The organism is Arthrobacter agilis, from assembly GCF_006494655.1.
Taxonomy (GTDB): domain Bacteria; phylum Actinomycetota; class Actinomycetes; order Actinomycetales; family Micrococcaceae; genus Arthrobacter_D; species Arthrobacter_D agilis.
The window spans coordinates 287539-304589 of sequence record NZ_VHIM01000005.1 but is presented as its reverse complement, the minus strand read 5'-3'; the positions used below and the strand labels follow the sequence as shown (position 1 = coordinate 304589).

Annotated in this window: 10 protein-coding genes; 1 reads left to right on the top strand and 9 read right to left on the bottom strand. The window is 69.0% G+C overall.

The features are described 5' to 3' along the window. Positions 1 to 314: 314 nt before the first annotated feature. The 4 genes from glgB to FJV46_RS10170 are packed head-to-tail and all read right to left on the bottom strand — an operon-like array spanning position 315 to position 7924. Positions 315 to 3440: a 1,4-alpha-glucan branching protein GlgB gene (gene glgB / locus FJV46_RS10185; RefSeq protein WP_232008573.1), complete on the bottom strand. Its 3126-nt coding sequence runs from the start codon at positions 3438 to 3440 to the stop codon at positions 315 to 317. A 4-nt stretch (positions 3441 to 3444) separates the two neighbouring features. Next, the gene (locus FJV46_RS10180; protein ID WP_087028015.1) at positions 3445 to 4119 is read right to left on the bottom strand and encodes a maltokinase N-terminal cap-like domain-containing protein; all 675 of its coding nucleotides are present in this window, start codon (positions 4117 to 4119) and stop codon (positions 3445 to 3447) included. Beyond that, on the bottom strand, positions 4116 to 5885 hold the full coding sequence (gene treS / locus FJV46_RS10175) for a maltose alpha-D-glucosyltransferase (protein ID WP_087028013.1): 1770 nt from the start codon (positions 5883 to 5885) through the stop codon (positions 4116 to 4118). The genes FJV46_RS10180 and treS overlap by 4 nt, the downstream gene beginning before the upstream one ends. Further along, the gene (locus tag FJV46_RS10170; protein WP_232008572.1) at positions 5885 to 7924 is read right to left on the bottom strand and encodes an alpha-1,4-glucan--maltose-1-phosphate maltosyltransferase; all 2040 of its coding nucleotides are present in this window, start codon (positions 7922 to 7924) and stop codon (positions 5885 to 5887) included. The genes treS and FJV46_RS10170 overlap by 1 nt, the downstream gene beginning before the upstream one ends. A 134-nt stretch (positions 7925 to 8058) precedes the next feature. Here FJV46_RS10170 and glgP point away from each other — a divergent pair, with 134 nt between their 5' ends. Beyond that, positions 8059 to 10671: an alpha-glucan family phosphorylase gene (glgP, locus tag FJV46_RS10165; protein WP_179195205.1), complete on the top strand. Its 2613-nt coding sequence runs from the start codon at positions 8059 to 8061 to the stop codon at positions 10669 to 10671. A gap of 209 nt (positions 10672 to 10880) precedes the next feature. Here the strand turns inward: glgP and glgX are convergent, their stop codons facing one another. The 5 genes from glgX to ispD form a co-directional block, all read right to left on the bottom strand. After that, positions 10881 to 13013 (bottom strand): glycogen debranching protein GlgX, encoded by a 2133-nt coding sequence (gene glgX, locus FJV46_RS10160; protein WP_087028009.1) that lies wholly within the window; start codon positions 13011 to 13013, stop codon positions 10881 to 10883. A 10-nt stretch (positions 13014 to 13023) separates the two neighbouring features. Beyond that, entirely contained in the window at positions 13024 to 14007 is a 984-nt protein-coding gene (gene rlmB / locus FJV46_RS10155) for a 23S rRNA (guanosine(2251)-2'-O)-methyltransferase RlmB (protein WP_087028007.1), read from the bottom strand. 122 nt (positions 14008 to 14129) lie between these two features. Then, positions 14130 to 15593: a cysteine--tRNA ligase gene (gene cysS / locus FJV46_RS10150; protein ID WP_087028005.1), complete on the bottom strand. Its 1464-nt coding sequence runs from the start codon at positions 15591 to 15593 to the stop codon at positions 14130 to 14132. A gap of 158 nt (positions 15594 to 15751) precedes the next feature. Then, positions 15752 to 16270: a 2-C-methyl-D-erythritol 2,4-cyclodiphosphate synthase gene (gene ispF, locus FJV46_RS10145; protein WP_087028003.1), complete on the bottom strand. Its 519-nt coding sequence runs from the start codon at positions 16268 to 16270 to the stop codon at positions 15752 to 15754. Further along, positions 16257 to 17045 carry a 2-C-methyl-D-erythritol 4-phosphate cytidylyltransferase gene (ispD, locus tag FJV46_RS10140; RefSeq protein WP_087028001.1) on the bottom strand — a complete coding sequence of 263 codons (789 nt, stop codon included), beginning with the start codon at positions 17043 to 17045 and terminating at the stop codon, positions 16257 to 16259. Before ispD ends, ispF begins: the two co-directional genes overlap by 14 nt. Positions 17046 to 17051 lie beyond the last annotated feature (6 nt).

The following is a 17051-nucleotide window of genomic DNA, read 5'->3' as shown; positions in this document are numbered from 1 at the left end:
ACTTGGCACACTATTGAGTTCTCAAACAACAGGAGCTACCGGCACCAAACACAACCAAACCGCTGTATTCTCGCTCCGAAGCAACTTTTCAAGCTTACCCACACCAACCCCGAATCTCCAAATCCGCCGGTTCCCACGCCCTCGAGGTTCTGTTCCAGTCCATGCGGAAAGGAGGAGATCCTCGGTTCTGTGGTTGTCGGCCGATCAGATGTCTTCATCAGCGCGGATATAAACACTAACACCAGGTGGGGCCGGATGCAAAACAGCGGCGGCCCTCCCGATTCGGGGAGGGCCGCCGCCGGGTGCTGACGTGACTAGTTGCCTGCAGGCTTCAGGTAGAGCACGCCGAGTGGCGGGACACGGACGTCGCCGAACGCGGGCTGTCCGTTGTGCGCACCCTCGTGTGCCGTGACCTGACCCGGGTTGCCGACGCCCGATCCGCCGAACTCCGCGGAGTCGGTGTTCAGGACCTCGGTCCACTCCCCCGCCCACGGGAGGCCGACGCGGAATCCCTCATGGGGTCCGCCGGCGAAGTTGGCGATGCAGACCAGGGGATTGCCCTGGTGATCCCAACGGATGAAGGACAGGGTGTTGTGCTCGCCGTCGTTCTCGTCGATCCACTGGAATCCCGCCGGCTCGTTGTCTCGCGCATAGAGAGCGGGGGTGTCGCGGTAGATGGTGTTCAGTGACCGGACGAGCTCCTGCACACCCTGGTGCGACGGCGTCTCGGTGAGCCACCAGTCGAGGCTGTGGTGCTCTGCCCACTCCGCTTCCTGGGCGAACTCGGACCCCATGAAGATGAGCTGCTTGCCCGGGTGAGCCCACTGGAAAGCGAGGTAGGCCCGGACATTCGCCAGCTGCTGCCACCGGTCGCCCGGCATCTTGCGAAGGAGCGAACCCTTGCCGTGGACCACCTCGTCATGGCTGATGGGCAGCATGAAGTTCTCCGTGTACGCGTAGACCATGGAGAACGTGGCCTTGCCGTGGTGGTGCACCCGGTTGATCGGGTCCTCCGAGATGTACTGGAGGGTGTCGTGCATCCAGCCCATGTTCCACTTGATGCCGAACCCGAGGCCGCCGCTGCTCGTCGGACGCGTCACGCCGTCGAACGCCGTCGACTCCTCCGCGACCATGACGATGCCCGGGGCCCGCTTGTAGGCGGTGGCATTCACTTCCTGCAGGAAGGAGATGGCCTCGAGGTTCTCGCGGCCACCGAACTTGTTCGGCCGCCACTGGCCTTCCTCGCGGGAATAGTCGAGGTAGAGCATGGAGGCGACCGCGTCGACGCGCAGCCCGTCGATGTGGAACTCCTCGAGCCAGTAGAGCGCGTTGGCAACGAGGAAGTTGCGGACCTCACGGCGGCCGAAGTCGAAGATCAGCGTGCCCCAGTCCTGGTGCTCGCCGAGGAACGGATCGCCGTGCTCGTACAGCGTGCCGCCGTCGAACTTGGCGAGCGCCCAGGCGTCCTTCGGGAAGTGGGCGGGCACCCAGTCCATGATGACGCCGATGCCGGCCTGGTGGAGTCGGTCGATGAGGTACTTGAAGTCGTCCGGTGAACCGAACCGCGAGGTCGGTGCGAAGTAGGACGTGACCTGGTAACCCCAGGAGCCGCCGAAGGGGTGCTCGGCCACCGGCATGAGCTCCACGTGCGTGAAGCCCTGCCAGGACACGTATTCGACGAGCTGCTCGGCGAGCTCGCGGTAGCTGAGCCCCTGGCGCCAGGAACCGAGGTGCACCTCGTACACGCTCATCGGTCCGTTGTGGGGATCGCCGGCCGCGCGGGCCGTCATCCACTCATCGTCCCCGAAGGTGTAGTCCGACTCGACCACCTTCGAACCGGTCAGCGGAGGGATCTCCGTGCCGCGTGCCATCGGGTCGGCCTTCTCACGCCAGTGACCGTCGCTGCCGAGGATGTTGAACTTGTAGCAGGTGCCGGCGCCTGCTCCGGGAATGAAGATCTCCCAGATACCGGAGCTGCCGAGCGCACGCATCGCATTGACGCTTCCGTCCCAGCCGTTGAAATCGCCCATCACCCGGACGGCCCGGGCGTTGGGCGCCCACACCGCGAAGGACACGCCCTCGATGTCGCCGAGCACCGACGAGTAGTGCCGCACATGCGCACCGAGCGCCGTCCACAGCGTTTCGTGGCGGCCTTCCCCGATGAGGTGCATGTCGATCTCGCCCAGCGTGGGCAGGAAGCGGTAGGGATCGTCGACGATCGTGGGCTCGCCGTCATAGGTCACTTCGAGGCGGTAGTCCGGCACATGGCCCGTGGTCTCGGCCGGAAGCGCACCGACCCAGATGCCGTTGTGCTCGTGCGTGAGTTCGGTGCGTCCCGTGCCGGTGATGACGACGACGGACCGCGCAAGGCGTCGGAGTGTCCGGATGGTGACGACGTCGTCGTCACTCAGGTGGGCGCCGAGGACGGCGTGGGGCTGGTAGTACGCGCCCTCCGACACCTGCTGGAGAACGGCGCGGTCGACCTCGACGGGCTCCACGACCGCGGGCGCAGGAGGAGCGCTGGGCGGGGTCGGCGTGCTACCGGCGTCCTTCGCCTTGTCGGCCAGGCCGGTGGTGGCGTTCTTCGCCTTGCCGGCGACGGCCTTGGCCGTCCCGGCGACGGCTTCCGCTGCCTTGGCGGCCAGCTTCTTGTCGCCTGCACCCTTGTCGGAGGCTGCCTTCTTGGAAGATTTCATGTCAGCTGCTTTCATAGCGTCCGCACCGGGCTGGACACCCAGGGCGCGTCGGACATCCCGGACGGGCATCTCGACCCAGTCCGGCCTGTTGCGGATCTCGTAGACGACTTCGTACAGGGCCTTGTCGAGCCAGAGCGCACGGAAGAGCGGCCCGTCGGTCGCGACCGGGGCGCCGCTTTCCTCCGCGTACCCCTCGAGGAAGGCCTGGCGTGCGGAATCCGACCAGCGCTCGGTGGTCGCGGTCTCATCGGACCCGACCGGGGCTGCACCCCGGGACGCTGCCGCGTACTCGAGGGATCGCACCATGCCGACGACGTCGCGAACCGGCACGTCGGGGACGCTCCGTTCGGCAGTCGGTCGGAGTGGTTCGCCCTCGAAGTCGATGACGAGCCAGGTGCCGTCAGGTGCCTGCAGCACCTGACCGAGGTGGAGGTCCGCGTGGATCCGCTGGAGCGGCGGGATGTCCTCGAGGGCGGCGATGTCGCGGAGGACGGCCTCGACCTCGTCTCCCAGGGGGCCGACGGCGCCGCCCGCCTCCTCCCAGGCCCAGCGGATGCGCTGCGCGAGGGCGTCCTTGAACTCCTGCTCCTCCGCCGCGGTCGCGGTGCGGCTGCCGAAGGCGCCGTCGAGCTGCCGGTGGATACGGGCGACGGCCCGGCCGAGGCCTCGCGCCTCCGCGGTGAAATCGGCGGCGGTACTGGCGGCGAGGGACGCGGTACGCCAGGCGTCGGTGCTGCCCTCCACGAAGTCACGCAGCACACTGACGTGCCCGGTGACGTGGTGACCGGGTGCGCCCTGTGGATCCTGCCACGTCCCCGTGACCCACCCGAAGGTGTCCGGGGGTGTCCGTCGACCCGCCGGCCGTGAGTTCGGCACTGATCTGCACGTCGGGACTCTCGCCGGCCGCGAGGACGCGGAAGAACTTGACGATCATCGACCCCGGTCCGGCTCCGTAGACCACCGAGGTGTTCGACTGCTCCCCCTGCAGCACCTTCACCGGCTGTGCGACCCCGGGTTCCTGGTGCTCGGGAGCCTTGATGACGACGCCGTCGAGGCGATCGTCGGGCGTCGAGCGCGCCAAGAGGATGAAATCGACCCACAGCCGCACGAAGTCGGCGTCGTGCGTGGCGTCGTAGGCCCAGCGCGTACCGAGCGCGGGATGCTCCACCTGGCCGATCAGTCCGGCGGCGGCGTCCTCGAGCGGCTCGCTGCGGTAGCTGATCGGCACGCTGACCACGTCGGTGCGCCGCCCTGACTCGACCGCGAGGAAGTGGATCTCGAACCCGGCCTCACCTGCCGGGTCCTCCAGGACGGTCCCACCGACCACGGTCACCCCGACGGATGCTTCCTTCGCGGGGAACCACCGCTGCGACGGGAGCCACTCGGTGAGGATTTCCGGAATGAACGGGGTGTGTGTCGTCATGAGCGGCTGTCCTCCGGGACGGGGATGACGGGCATCGACTGCGTGTGGGGCGAGGACGTGTTCGAGTACGCCGAGCGGACCCGCAGCCAGAAGAAGTCGTGGCTGCCGAGCGTCAGCGTGATCTCGCCGTCCTCGGCGAAGGCGGGGAAGATCGCGCCACCGAACAGATCGCGGAGGCCCCGCCCGGCGAACTCGGGGAGGCGCATGCGCGCCGCGACCGGGTGCTGGGAGAGGTTGAAGATGCAGAGCACCGCCTCGGCGGGCTCGCCCTCCGCATTCGGCTCCTCCACCTCGCGCAGGAACGCGAGGACGTTCTCCGATTCCACGGGGACATTGCGGTAGCCGCCGAGGCCGAAGGCTGGGTGGGCCTTGCGCACCGCGAGCATCTGCCGCACCCAGTGGAGCAGCGAACTGGACGTCGCCATCTGCGCTTCGACGTTCACGTGGTTGTAGTGATACACGAGCGACTGCACGACGGGCAGATACAGCTTGCCGGGATCCACCGGGGAGAACCCCGCGTTGCGGTCCGGGTTCCATTGCATGGGCGTCCGCGAGGCATCGCGATCCTCGAGCCAGATGTTGTCCCCCATGCCGATCTCGTCCCCGTAGTACAGGAACGGGCTACCGGGCAGCGACAGCAGCAATGAGTGGATGAGCTCCACCTCTGCGCGCGAGTTGTCGAGCAGCGGGGACAGCCGACGGCGGATGCCGACGTTGGCCCGCATGCGGGGATCGGGCGCGTACCAGCCGAGCATGGCTTCGCGCTCCTCGTTGGTCACCATCTCGAGCGTGAGCTCGTCGTGGTTCCGCAGGAAGGTTCCCCACTGGGCGCCGGCCGGGATGTCGGGGGTATCCCGCATGGTCTCGATGATCGGGGCTGCCTTCTGGTCGCGCAGTGCGTAGAAGAGCCTCGGCATGATGGGGAAGTGGAAGGACATGTGACACTCGGGGCCGTCCTCGTCGCCGAAGTACTCGACCACTTCGTCCGGCATCTGGTTCGCCTCGGCGATGATCACGCGGCCGGGGTAGTTCTCGTCGACCATGGCACGCAGGCGCTTGAGGAACTCGTGCGTCTTCGGCAGGTTCTCGCAGTTGGTGCCCTCCTCCTCGAAGAGGTAGGGGATGGCGTCCGCGCGGAAACCGTCGATGCCCTGGTCGAGCCAGAACCTGACGACGTCGAAGATGGCCTCCTGCACCTTGGGGTTCTCGAAATTGAGATCCGGCTGATGGCTGAAGAAGCGGTGCCAGAAGAACTGGCGGCGCACCGGGTCGAACGTCCAGTTCGACTCCTCGGTGTCGACGAAGATGATGCGGGCATCCTCGTACTTCTCGTCGGTGTCGCTCCACACGTAGAAATCGCCGTACGGGCCCTCGGGGTCGCTGCGCGATTCCTGGAACCAGTGGTGCTGGTCCGAGGTGTGGTTCACCGGAAGGTCGATGATCACCCGGACCCCGCGGGCGTGTGCTTCGGCGACGAGGCGCTTGAAGTCGCTGAGGGAGCCGAATTCGTCGAGGACGTCGTAGTAGTCCGAGATGTCGTAGCCGCCGTCACGCAGCGGCGACTTGAAGAACGGGGGCAGCCAGAGGCAGTCCACACCGAGCCACTGGAGGTAGTCCAGCTTCTCGATCAGTCCGGAGAGATCCCCGGAGCCGTCTCCGTTCGCGTCCGCGAAACCACGGACGAGAACCTCGTAGAAGACGGCCTTGCGGTACCAGTGGGGGTCATGGGCCAGTCCCGGTGCGTTGAGCTGGTAGGGGTTGGGCACTAGCGCTGCCTCCTGATCGAAAGAATGTGGGCCGGCTCCACGTGCGCGTCGAGCCGGACGTAGTTGTGCTCGCCCCAGGAGAACGTGTGACCGGTGATGAGGTCGTCCACGAGGAACGTACCGTTCTCGTCGAGGTCCGCGGCGTCGATGCCCAGGAGCGCCAGGTCCAGCGACACCGTGCTCTCGCGGGTGCTGTGCGGGTCGACATTCACGACGACGATGATCGTGTCCTTCCCCTCCGCCGTCTCCTTGTGCTTGGCGAAGACGAGTGTGGCGGGGTCCGTGCTGCCGTGGATGCTCAGGTTCTCGAGGTCCCCGAGGGCGGGGTGGGCACGGCGGATCGCGTTGAGTCGCGTGATGAAGGGGGCCAGTGACCGCCCCTCGGCCTCGGCCGCCGCGTAGTCGCGGGGGCGGAACTGGAACTTCTCGTTGTCGATGTACTCCTCGGCTCCCGGCCGTGCGACGTGCTCGAACAGCTCGTAGCCGGAGTACACGCCCCAGAGCGGGCTGGCCATCGACGCGAGCACCGCCCGGATCTTGAAGCCCGCGGGTCCGCCGTACTGGAGGTACTCGGTGAGGATGTCGGGGGTGTTCACGAAGAAGTTGGGCCTGAAGTACGACGGCGAGACGTGGCTGATCTCGGTGAAGTACTCCTCGAGCTCGATCTTGGTGTTGCGCCAGGTGAAGTAGGAGTAGGACTGCTGGAACCCTGCGCGCCCGAGTGCATGCATCATAGGCGGACGTGTGAACGCCTCGGCGAGGAAGATGACGTCCGGGTGCTCGCGGTTCACCTCCGCGATCAGCCACTCCCAGAACTGCACGGGCTTGGTGTGGGGATTGTCCACCCGGAAGATCTTCACACCGTGGTCGATCCACATGAGGACGATCCGCAGGACCTCCTTCGACAGGCCCGCGGGATCGTTGTCGAAGTTGATCGGGTAGATGTCCTGGTACTTCTTCGGCGGGTTCTCGGCGTACGCGATGGAGCCGTCGACCCGTGTGGTGAACCACTCGGGGTGGCTCTGCACCCACGGGTGGTCGGGGGACGCCTGCAGGGCGAGATCGAGGGCGATCTCGAGGTCCAGCTCGCGGGCGCGGGCCACGAACGCGTCGAAGTCGTCGAACGTACCGAGCTCCGGGTGGATCGCGTCGTGTCCGCCCGCCTCCGACCCGATGGCCCAGGGGGAACCCGGGTCCCCGGGTCCGGCGGTCAGGGTGTTGTTCGGTCCCTTGCGGTGTGCGCGCCCGATCGGGTGGATGGGCGGCAGGTAGACGACGTCGAAATGCATGGCGGCGACGGCGTCGAGGCGCTTCGTCGCCTCGCGGAACGTCCCGGACGTCCACTCGGCGGTCTCGGGATCATAGGTGGCCCCCTCGGACCGGGGGAAGAACTCGTACCAGGCAGCCCGTCCTGCCAGCTCGCGCTCCACATCGATGGGGTAGGCCGGCGACGCCGTCACGAGCAAACGGATGGGCCGGCGCGCGATGGCGTCGTGGATCTCGGGCGAGAGACCGGCGGCGAGCCGCTCGTCCACGCTGCGCGTGGTGTCGGCCAGCGCCTCGGCGGTGCGACGGAAGAGGTCGGCGTCCGCGGCCGAACGATCGTCCGCGGCGCGCGTGAAGAGCGCAGCCCCCTCCGCCAGCATGAGTTCGACGTCGACGCCCGCGGCGATCTTGATCGTCGCGTCGTGTTCCCAGGTACCGAAGAGGTCGGACCAGCCTTCGATCGTGAAGGTGTGCAGGCCCCGGGTCTGCGGGGTCAACGTTCCCGCCCAGCGGTCCAGCCCTGAGCCGACGGGCGTCATGCGGACGGTCTGCACCACATCACCCTGCGGATCCCGGAGCACGGCGGAGACCCCGAGCTGGTCGTGGCCCTCCCGGAACACCGTGGCGCCCACGGCGATGTCGGAGCCGGGAATCCCCTTCGCGGGGAAGCGACCGTCCTCGACCACGGGGCTCACCGCGGTGATCGGGATGCGGCCGAAGCGCAGTCCATCGGGATACTGGGCATTTCGATTCTGCTCGCTGGAGATCGTCACCGTTACGACGTTAGCGACTAATGGTCCGAATTGCTAAGGCAGCTTGGCGTAACACTCGGGGCGCTTCGATCCGACGCAAGCGTTTGCGCTCCACGCCCTCCCCACGGCTGGGCAAGTGCGCTAGCGTAACCGGGGTGAAGGCAATCCGTAGATTTACCGTCCGAACCGTCCTCCCCGAGAAGATCGCGCCGCTCGGCAAACTCGCCGGCAACCTGCGCTGGTCGTGGCACCTGCCGACCTCGCGTCTCTTCCAGGACATCGATGCCGCGGCCTGGGAGGAGACCGGCCATGATCCCGTCGCCTTCCTGGGATCCGTGACGCGCGAGAAGCTCCAGCAGCTCGCTGCCGACGAGAAGCTCGTGCAGCGCATCCAGGAGCTCGGAGCCGACCTCGAGAGCTACCTGACCGAACCACGCTGGTACCAGGGCCTCGGAGAGGACGCACCCCGCTGCATCGCCTACTTCTCCCCCGAGTACGGCATCAGCGCGGTCCTCCCCCAGTATTCGGGTGGACTCGGCATCCTCGCCGGTGACCACCTGAAGTCCGCCTCGGATCTCGGCGTCCCGCTCATCGGTGTCGGGCTGCTCTACCAGGCCGGCTACTTCAAGCAGTCCCTCTCCCGCGACGCCTGGCAGCAGGAGACGTACCCGGTCCTCGACCCCGACGGCCTCCCGCTCACACTCCTCCGCGAAGCGGACGGTTCGGCCGCGACCGTCGTCCTGCCGCTGCCCAACGGCCGCCGGCTCTCCGCGCACATCTGGCGGGCCGACGTCGGCCGTGTGCCGCTCCTGCTCCTCGACTCGAACGTCGCGGAGAACGACGAGGCCGCACGCAATGTCACCGACCGCCTCTACGGCGGTGGCGGAGACCAGCGGCTCCAGCAGGAGCTCCTGCTCGGCATGGGCGGCGTCAAGGCACTGCGCATCTTCGAACGGCTGACCGGCACCCCTGCGCCCGAGGTCTTCCACACCAACGAGGGGCACGCCGGGTTCCTCGGCATCGAACGGATCCGCGAACTGATGGACCCGTCCAACGAGTCGCCCATGAGCTGGGAGGAAGCCCTGACCGCGGGGCGCGCGTCGACGGTCTTCACCACCCACACCCCCGTTCCTGCCGGGATCGACCGCTTCGACCGCGCGCAGATCGAGCATTTCTTCCACGCCGGACTGGCGCCCGCGGTGCCGACCGACCGCGTGCTGGCGCTCGGCGCCGAGAACTACGCCGACGGCGACCCGGCGAAGTTCAACATGGCCGTCATGGGCCTGCGGCTCGCGCAGCGCGCCAACGGCGTGGCGCAGCTGCACGGCGAGGTGTCGCGCGGCATGTTCTCGGGGCTCTGGCCGGGATTCGACACCCGCGAGGTGCCGATCACGTCGGTGACCAACGGCGTGCACGTCCCGAGCTGGGTGGACCCGGAGATCGCCGACTTCGCTCGCGCGAACTTCGGGGCGGAATCGATCCTGGATCCGGCCTGGAACAAGGTCTACGACGTCCCGGACACCGATGTGTGGGCGCTGCGACGCAGCCTGCGCTCGAACCTGGTCGACGACGTCCGGCAGCGCCTGCGCTCGTCGTGGAAGAAGCGTGGCGCGGCCGATGCCGAGCTGAGCTGGACCGATTCGGTCCTGGACCCCGACGTCCTCACGATCGGCTTCGCGCGGCGCGTACCGACCTACAAGCGCCTCACCCTCATGCTGCGGAACCCCGCCCGGCTGAAGGCACTCCTCCTGCACCCCGAGCACCCGATCCAGCTCGTCATCGCGGGGAAGTCCCACCCCGCCGACGAGCAGGGCAAGCGCATGATCCAGGACCTCGTCCGCTTCACCGACGACCCCGAGGTGCGCCACCGCATCGTCTTCCTGCCGAACTACGACATCGCGATGGCCCGGACGCTGTTCCCCGGCTGCGACGTATGGCTCAACAACCCGCTCCGGCCGCTCGAGGCCTGCGGTACATCCGGTATGAAGGCCGCGATCAACGGCGGACTCAACCTCTCCGTCCTCGACGGCTGGTGGGACGAGATGTACGACGGCGACAACGGGTGGGCGATACCCACCGCGAACAACGGGGCCTCGGCGGACGAGCGCGACGACATCGAGGCGGCGGCCCTCTACGACCTCCTCGAGACGCAGGTCGGCCCGCGCTTCTACTCGCTGGTCCCCGGCGAGGGAGCGGGAGCGGCGGGTCCGTCCGAGCCGTCGCGCGACGGCGTTCCCCATCAGTGGATCGCGATGATCAAGCACACCATGGCCACCCTGGGCCCGGCCGTCTCGGCCGAGCGCATGCTCCAGGACTACGTGGAGAAGCTGTACCGCCCGGCCTGGCGTGCCGGCCGGGAGACAGCCGCCGACCACTTCTCACTCGCGAAGCGGACCGCGGCCTGGCGCTCACGCGTGCAGGGCAGCTGGCCCGCAGTGCAGGTGGAGCACGTGGACTCGACGGGCGTCTCGGAGGATCCCCAGATCGGCGACTCGCTCACCGTCAACGCGTACGTGTCCCTCGGCGGGCTCGATCCCGACGACGTGGCGGTGGAGGTCGCCTACGGGCGGGCTCTCGAGAGCGACGAGCTGAGCGATGTGACGGTCGAGGACCTCGAGGTCGCGGAGGATCTCGGGAGCGGGCGCTACCTGTTCACCGGCGGCATCCGGATCGACCACTCGGGTTCCTTCGGCTACACCGTCCGCGTGCTCCCCAAGCACTCGACCCTGGTCTCGAAGGCGGAACTCGGGCTCGTGGTCAACGCCTGACGCCCGACGAGCCACCGGACTGCAGCAACCACCGGTGAGTCAGCAGGACGCGACCAGCACGGCACGGCACGGCACGGCGCACACTGCAGTGAAAACAGAAGAAGCCCGGGACCCCTGGTCCCGGGCTTCTCCTGTGTTCGGCTTCGTCCGTCCTCGTCGTCGTCCGGACGTGGCACGACGATGAGCCGCCCGTTGTGCGGTCCGGACGGTCAGCAGCGGTAGATGCGGACCGAGTCCGCGGCCACCATGTCGGGCTCGCCGGAGCGCAGGCGGTCGCCTGCAGCGTCCGGAGTCCCTGCTCCTGGCGCGCCGAATACACCGGCCGCTGCCGAGTCGAACGTCCGGCTGAACCAGCGCGGCTGATCGCTCCCGACGCCCTGCTCCTGCTGGATCCAGGCCGAGGGGAGGTGGACCCGCACGTCCTCGAGGGCGCCGTTGATGACCACGAGCCCGTTGATCGTCCCACCCCTCGAACCGAGCAGCAGCTGCACCGTCCGCGTGTGGGGGTCGTCCCACTCGTGCGCGGTCATGGGCAGCCCCGACGCGTTGAACCACAGCAGGGTCGACTGATCCCCGCGCGACGGGAAGGTCGGCGGCTGTGCTGCGAGGAAGTCCTTCCGGATGGTCAGCAGGGTCCGGGTGGCCTCGAGCATGCGTCGCGATGCGGCGTCCGCCGGCCAGTGCACCCACGCCACCTCGGTGTCCTGGCAGTAGGCGTTGTTGTTGCCGCCCTGCGACCGGCCGAACTCGTCCCCCGCCGTCAGCATGGGCACGCCCAGGGAGATGAGGAGCGAGGCCATCAGGTTCCGCGCGCTCCGCTCCCGCGCGGCGAGGATCCCCTCGTCCTCCGTGCGCCCCTCGGCGCCGTGGTTGTAGCTGCGGTTGTCCCCGTGGCCGTCGCGGTTGCCCTCGCCGTTGGCCTCGTTGTGCTTGCGCTCGTAGGCGGTGAGGTCCGCGAGGGTGAACCCGTCGTGGGCGGTGATCAGATTGATCGAGGCGAGCGCACTACGACCCGACGCTCCGAACGTGTCCGCCGATCCGGCGAGGCACCCGGCGAGGCGTGCCGGGGAAGCACCACGGCCGCCGCCCGCCAGGGCTGCGACGTCGCGCAGCCAGAAATCACGCAGCGTGTCACGGAAACCGTCGTTCCAATCCGCCCACCCGACCGGGAACCGACCTGTCTTCCAGCCGTCCGGGCCGATGTCCCACGGTTCGGTGATGAGCTTCGTCCCCCGCAGGGCCTTGGACGCTCCGGCGGCCACGAGGAAGGGGTGCCTCGGCGTGAAGGCGTTGTGCTCGTCCCGCGCGAGGGTGACGGCCAGGTCGAAGCGGAAGCCGTCGATCTGGCATTCCTCCGCCCAGTACCGCAGCGAGTCGAGTGCGAACTCGACGACGCGGGGCTGCGAGAAGTCCAGCGTGTTGCCGCACCCCGTCGTGTCGACGTAGCGGCCCGCGCCGTCGTGCCGGTAGTAGTCGAGATCGCCCAGTCCCCGCCAGCACAGGGCGGGCCGGTGCTGCTCACCCTCCGCGGTGTGGTTGTAGACGACGTCGAGGATCACTTCGAGCCCTGCCTCGTGCAGGGTCCTGACCATGCTCTTGAATTCGTCGAGCACGGCGGCAGGTCCAGCGGCGCGCGCCGAGGCGGTGGCATAGTCCGTGTGCGCGGCGAAGAAGCCGAGGGTGTTGTACCCCCAGTAGTTGCTGAGCCCGAGCGGCTCGAGGTGCGGTTCGTCGATGTGGAAGTGCACGGGGAGGAGTTCGACGGCGGTCACACCGAGGTCCCGCAGGTAGGTCACCATCGCCGGGTGGGCGAGGCCGGCGTAGGTGCCGCGCAGGTCCTCGGGAACCTCCGGGTGCAGCCGGGTGAGGCCCTTGACGTGCGCCTCGTAGATCACGGTGTCACGCCAGGGAGTGCCCGGCCGCTCGCTGTCGCCCCAGTCGAAGGCATGCTCGAGGAAGACGGAGTAGTAGGAGCGGACAGGGGATTCGTCCGTGCCGGTCTCGGTGTCGACGGTCTCCACCGCACGCGCATAGGGGTCGAGGAGCAGCTGCGCCTCGCCGATGATCCCCGGGGGCTCCTGGCCCGTGGGCCAGAAGGCGTAGAGCGATCCCGGCTCGATCGGCCCCACGACGCCGTGGTGGACGCCGCCGTCGAGCCCCACGAGTGTCTCCGAGGTCCACGTCCCGTCGGAACGGAGCCAGTGCACGTCCATGGACGGGATGGCAGGCGCCCAGACAGCCGCGTTGGCATGGGAGTCCTGCAGCCGGCCGCGCGTGATCCCGTGCAGGCCCAGGGGGAACTCGCGGGAGGCCCGCGGGAGTGTCTGCACCGATTGCGTCATGCTGCCGCGATCACGAGGAACGCTGGCGTGACACCTCGTACAGCGTGATGCCCACCGCCATCGATGCATTGAGCGATTCCATCGCGGAGTCGATGGGGATGGAGACGATCTGGTCGCAGTTCTCGCGCACGAGCCGTGACAGCCCCTTCCCCTCCGACCCGACGACGATGCAGATGGGGTCGCGGCCCAGTGTGAGCGCGGGCAGCGAGACGTCGCCGTCACCGTCGAGGCCCAGCACGAAGATGCCCTTGTCCTTCATCGACTTCAGCGCGGAATTGAGGTTGCCGACGCGCGCCACGGGGACGCGCACGGCGGCGCCGGCGCTGGTCTTCCAGGCAGACGCGGTCACGCCGACGGAGCGGCGCTCGGGGACGATGACGCCATGGCTGCTGAACGCGGAGGCCGAGCGGATGATCGCCCCGAGGTTACGGGGGTCGGTGATGCCGTCGAGGGCGACGAACAGCGGAGCGTTGCCGATGTGGCCGCGACGGTACTTCTCGATGGTCTCGTCGACGAGGTCGAGCGCGTCGGCGTACTCGTAGGGCGGGATCTGCAGCATGAGGCCCTGGTGCACCGCGCCGTCGGTCATGCGGTCGAGCTCCGGCTTGCCGGTCTCCATCACCGGGATGCCGCGCTCGGTGGCCAGTTTGAGGGAGTCGCGCACGCGGTCGTCCATCTCGATCCGGATCGCGACGTGGAGGGCCTTGGCGGGGATCCCTGCGCGCAGGGCCTCGACCACGGAGTTGCGGCCCGTGACCACTTCTTCGGCGGCCTTGCCCTTGGTGCGCCCCGTGCCTGCGCCCTTGCCACCGGCGCGCTTGGCCGCCGAGCGTTCGGCGAGCTCCTTGCTCTTGTAGGCCTTGTGGTACGGGCGGTCCTCCGCCTTGGGGGTGGGGCCCTTGCCCTCGAGGGACTTGCGCCCGTGTCCGCCGGTGCCGATGGTGGGGCCCTTTTTCGTTTTGCGGACCGCGCCCGGACGTCCGTGACTGACCATGGGAGAACACCTTTGGATAGAAGAAGAATCGGCTCCAGTTTACGCGCCGGACGCCGCCGTGCCGCCGCAGGGGCCCGGACGGACCCGACCCGAGGCTCGATCCACCCGCCGAGGGGGCTCGATCAGCCGTCCGTCAGTGACCAGCCGGCGCCGTCGGCGGAGTCCTCCAGCGCCACCCCGGCCGCTGCGAGCGCATCCCGGATGGCGTCCGCGCGCGCCCAGTCCCTGGCAGCACGGGCGTCCGCGCGTTCGGCGATGCGGTCGCCGATGAGGGCCTCCAGCGTCCTGGACACGGCTGCGCCGCCCGACGTCGTCGAGGGCGAGCCGGCGTCGTCGAGGCCCAGCACGCCGGTCATGGCGACGACGGCGGCCAGTGCCGCTTCCACGGCGGTGTCATTACCTGACGCCAGGGCCGTGTTGCCGCTGCGCACGGTGGTGTGGAGGACGGCGAGGGCCTGCGGCACGTTGAGGTCGTCGTCCATCGCGTCTGCGAAGGCCGGGGGCAGGTCCGCCGCGGCGACCGGCCGTGGTGCGGGGGCGCCGACGCGCGCCGAGGCCTTGCCGATGAAGCCGTCGATCCTGGCGACGGCGGCCCCGGCCTCCTGCAGCGAGGTCTCGCGGTAGTCGAGGACCGAGCGGTAGTGGGCCTGCCCGAGGTAGTAGCGCACCACCCGCGGACCCGCGGCGTCGATCATCTCCTGCGGGCTGACCGTGTTGCCGATCGACTTCGACATCTTCTCGCCGCCGTAGGTCACCATGCCGTTGTGCATCCAGAAGCGCGCGAAGGCATGACCGGCGGCCTGCGACTGGGCCATCTCGTTCTCGTGGTGGGGGAAACGGAGATCCAGTCCGCCACCGTGGATGTCGAACTCGGCCCCCAGGTACTTCGTGACCATGCTCGAGCACTCGAGGTGCCAGCCCGGTCGTCCGGCTCCCCACGGACTGGACCACGACGCTGTCACCGGATCGGTGTCCTTCGCCCCCTTCCAGAGCGCGAAGTCCCGTGGATCCCGCTTGCCGCGCGGATCGGCGTCGGGCGCCGCCTGCATGTCGTCGATGTCCTGCCGGGTCAGGCTGCCGTAGGCGGGCCACGAGCGGACGTCGAAGTAGACGTCGCCGGACCCGTCCGGCGCCGGATAGGCGTGCCCGCGGTCGATGAGGAGTGCGATGAGCGCGTGCATCTCCGGGATGTGCCCGGTGGCGCGCGGCTCATAGGTGGGCCGTCGCACGCCGAGCGCCGCGTAGGCCCGGTGGAACTCTTGTTCGAAGCGGTAGGCCAGCGCCCACCACGGCTCGTCCGGCACGATCGCGGGATCGGCGTCCACCGCCCCGTCCCGGAACGAATCCTCCGACTTGGCGAGGATCTTGTCGTCGATGTCGGTGACATTGCGGACCACGGTGACGCGCAGACCACGGGCCTCCAGCCACCGCGTCAGCTGGTCGAAGGCGATCGCGGACCGTACGTGCCCCACGTGCGGCATGCCCTGCACCGTGGCCCCGCAGTAGTAGAGGCCCGCCTTGCCCGGTTCGATCGGTTCGAAGGGGCGCACCTCGGCGCGGGCGGTGTCATAGAATCGCAGGCTCACCGGTCCAGATTACCCGGCAGCCGAGGCGCGCCCGCGGGTCGGTTGCGGGTCGGTTGCGGGTCGGTTGCCGCAGAGGGCGACGGCAGCGGTCTCCGGCCGCGGTCTCCAGCGAGGGGCCGCGGCGCCCGGCTCCGGCCACGGCTGCGGGTGCCTGCCCGTCAGGAGGTCGCGGTACCGGCGGACGGCACGACGACGGCGGTGGCGATCGCAGCGATGCCCTCGCCCCTCCCGGTGAGGCCGAGCCCGTCCGTGGTGGTGGCGGAGATGCTGACCGGTGCCTGCGCGGCGTCGCGCATCACGGCCTCCGCCTCGGCACGGCGCGGGCCGAACTTCGGCCGATTCCCCACGAGCTGCACGGCGATGTTCCCGATCTCGAACCCGGCATCCCTGACGATCCGCGCGGCAGCGGAGAGCAGCGTGTGTCCCGACGCACCGGCGTACTCGGGACGGTCCGTGCCGAAGTGGGTACCGAGGTCCCCGACCCCGGCGGCGGAGAACAGGGCGTCCGCCGCCGCGTGCGCGACGACGTCGCCGTCCGAGTGGCCGGAGAGTCCCCGCTCGCCCTCCCACAGCAGGCCGGCGACCCACAGCGGGGCCGGTGCATCGTCCGGATCGAAGGCATGGACGTCCACGCCGATCCCCGTGCGTGGAAGGTGGCGGTGCTCATTCGGTGTCATGGGCGCTCCTGCTCTGGGATGGGGTCGGCCGGGTCCCGGCTCCGTCGCCCCGGAGGGCGATGACGGCCTCGGCGACGGCGAGGTCGAGCGGGGTGGTCACCTTGAACGCGAGCGGATCGCCGTCGACCACCTGGACAGGTACCCCGAGGGCCTCCATGAGCATGGCGTCGTCGGTGATGCCGGGGTTCGCCGCCGCGACGCCGGCGTGCGCGGATCGGAGGGCTGAGGCAGCGAACCCCTGCGGGGTCTGGACCGCGCGGAGCCCCGAGCGGTCCGGCGTGGACTCGACCGTGCCGGAGCGCACGATCTTGATGGTGTCGGCCACGGCGACGACGGGGATCACCGCGGGCGCTCCGCCGTGGACGGCCTCCGCGACACGACGGAAGACCGCGGGTGGCGTCAGGGCGCGGGCCGCGTCGTGGACCAGGACGATCTCCACGTCGGAGGGCAGCGCGGACAGCCCCGCACGGACGGACGCGACCCGGGTGGCACCGCCGTCGACGCGTGAGATGACGGGGCCGGCGCCGTCGCGCGCGGCGCCCGCTGCCCGGGCGACGACGGCGGTCAGCACGGGGTCGTCGGGCGGCAGCACGGCGACGACGGCGACGGCGACCCCCGAGGCGGCCACCGCGTCCAGGGCGTGCTCGAGGAGGGTGCGACCCCCGCACAGCACGCGGGCCTTCGGGATGCCGTGTCCGAGGCGTTGTCCACTCCCCGCGGCGACGACGATCACGCCGACGGCGGGCGGGTGGGGATGCTGCTTCTTCTCGGGCACTCCGTC

Excerpts from the sequence above, each read along its gene's own strand:
- FJV46_RS10180 (WP_087028015.1), bottom strand. The coding sequence starts at position 4,119 with ATGACGACACACACCCCGTTCATTCCGGAAATCCTCACCGAGTGGCTC.
- glgX (WP_087028009.1), bottom strand. The coding sequence starts at position 13,013 with ATGACGCAATCGGTGCAGACACTCCCGCGGGCCTCCCGCGAGTTCCCC.
- rlmB (WP_087028007.1), bottom strand. The coding sequence starts at position 14,007 with ATGGTCAGTCACGGACGTCCGGGCGCGGTCCGCAAAACGAAAAAGGGC.
- ispF (WP_087028003.1), bottom strand. The coding sequence starts at position 16,270 with ATGACACCGAATGAGCACCGCCACCTTCCACGCACGGGGATCGGCGTG.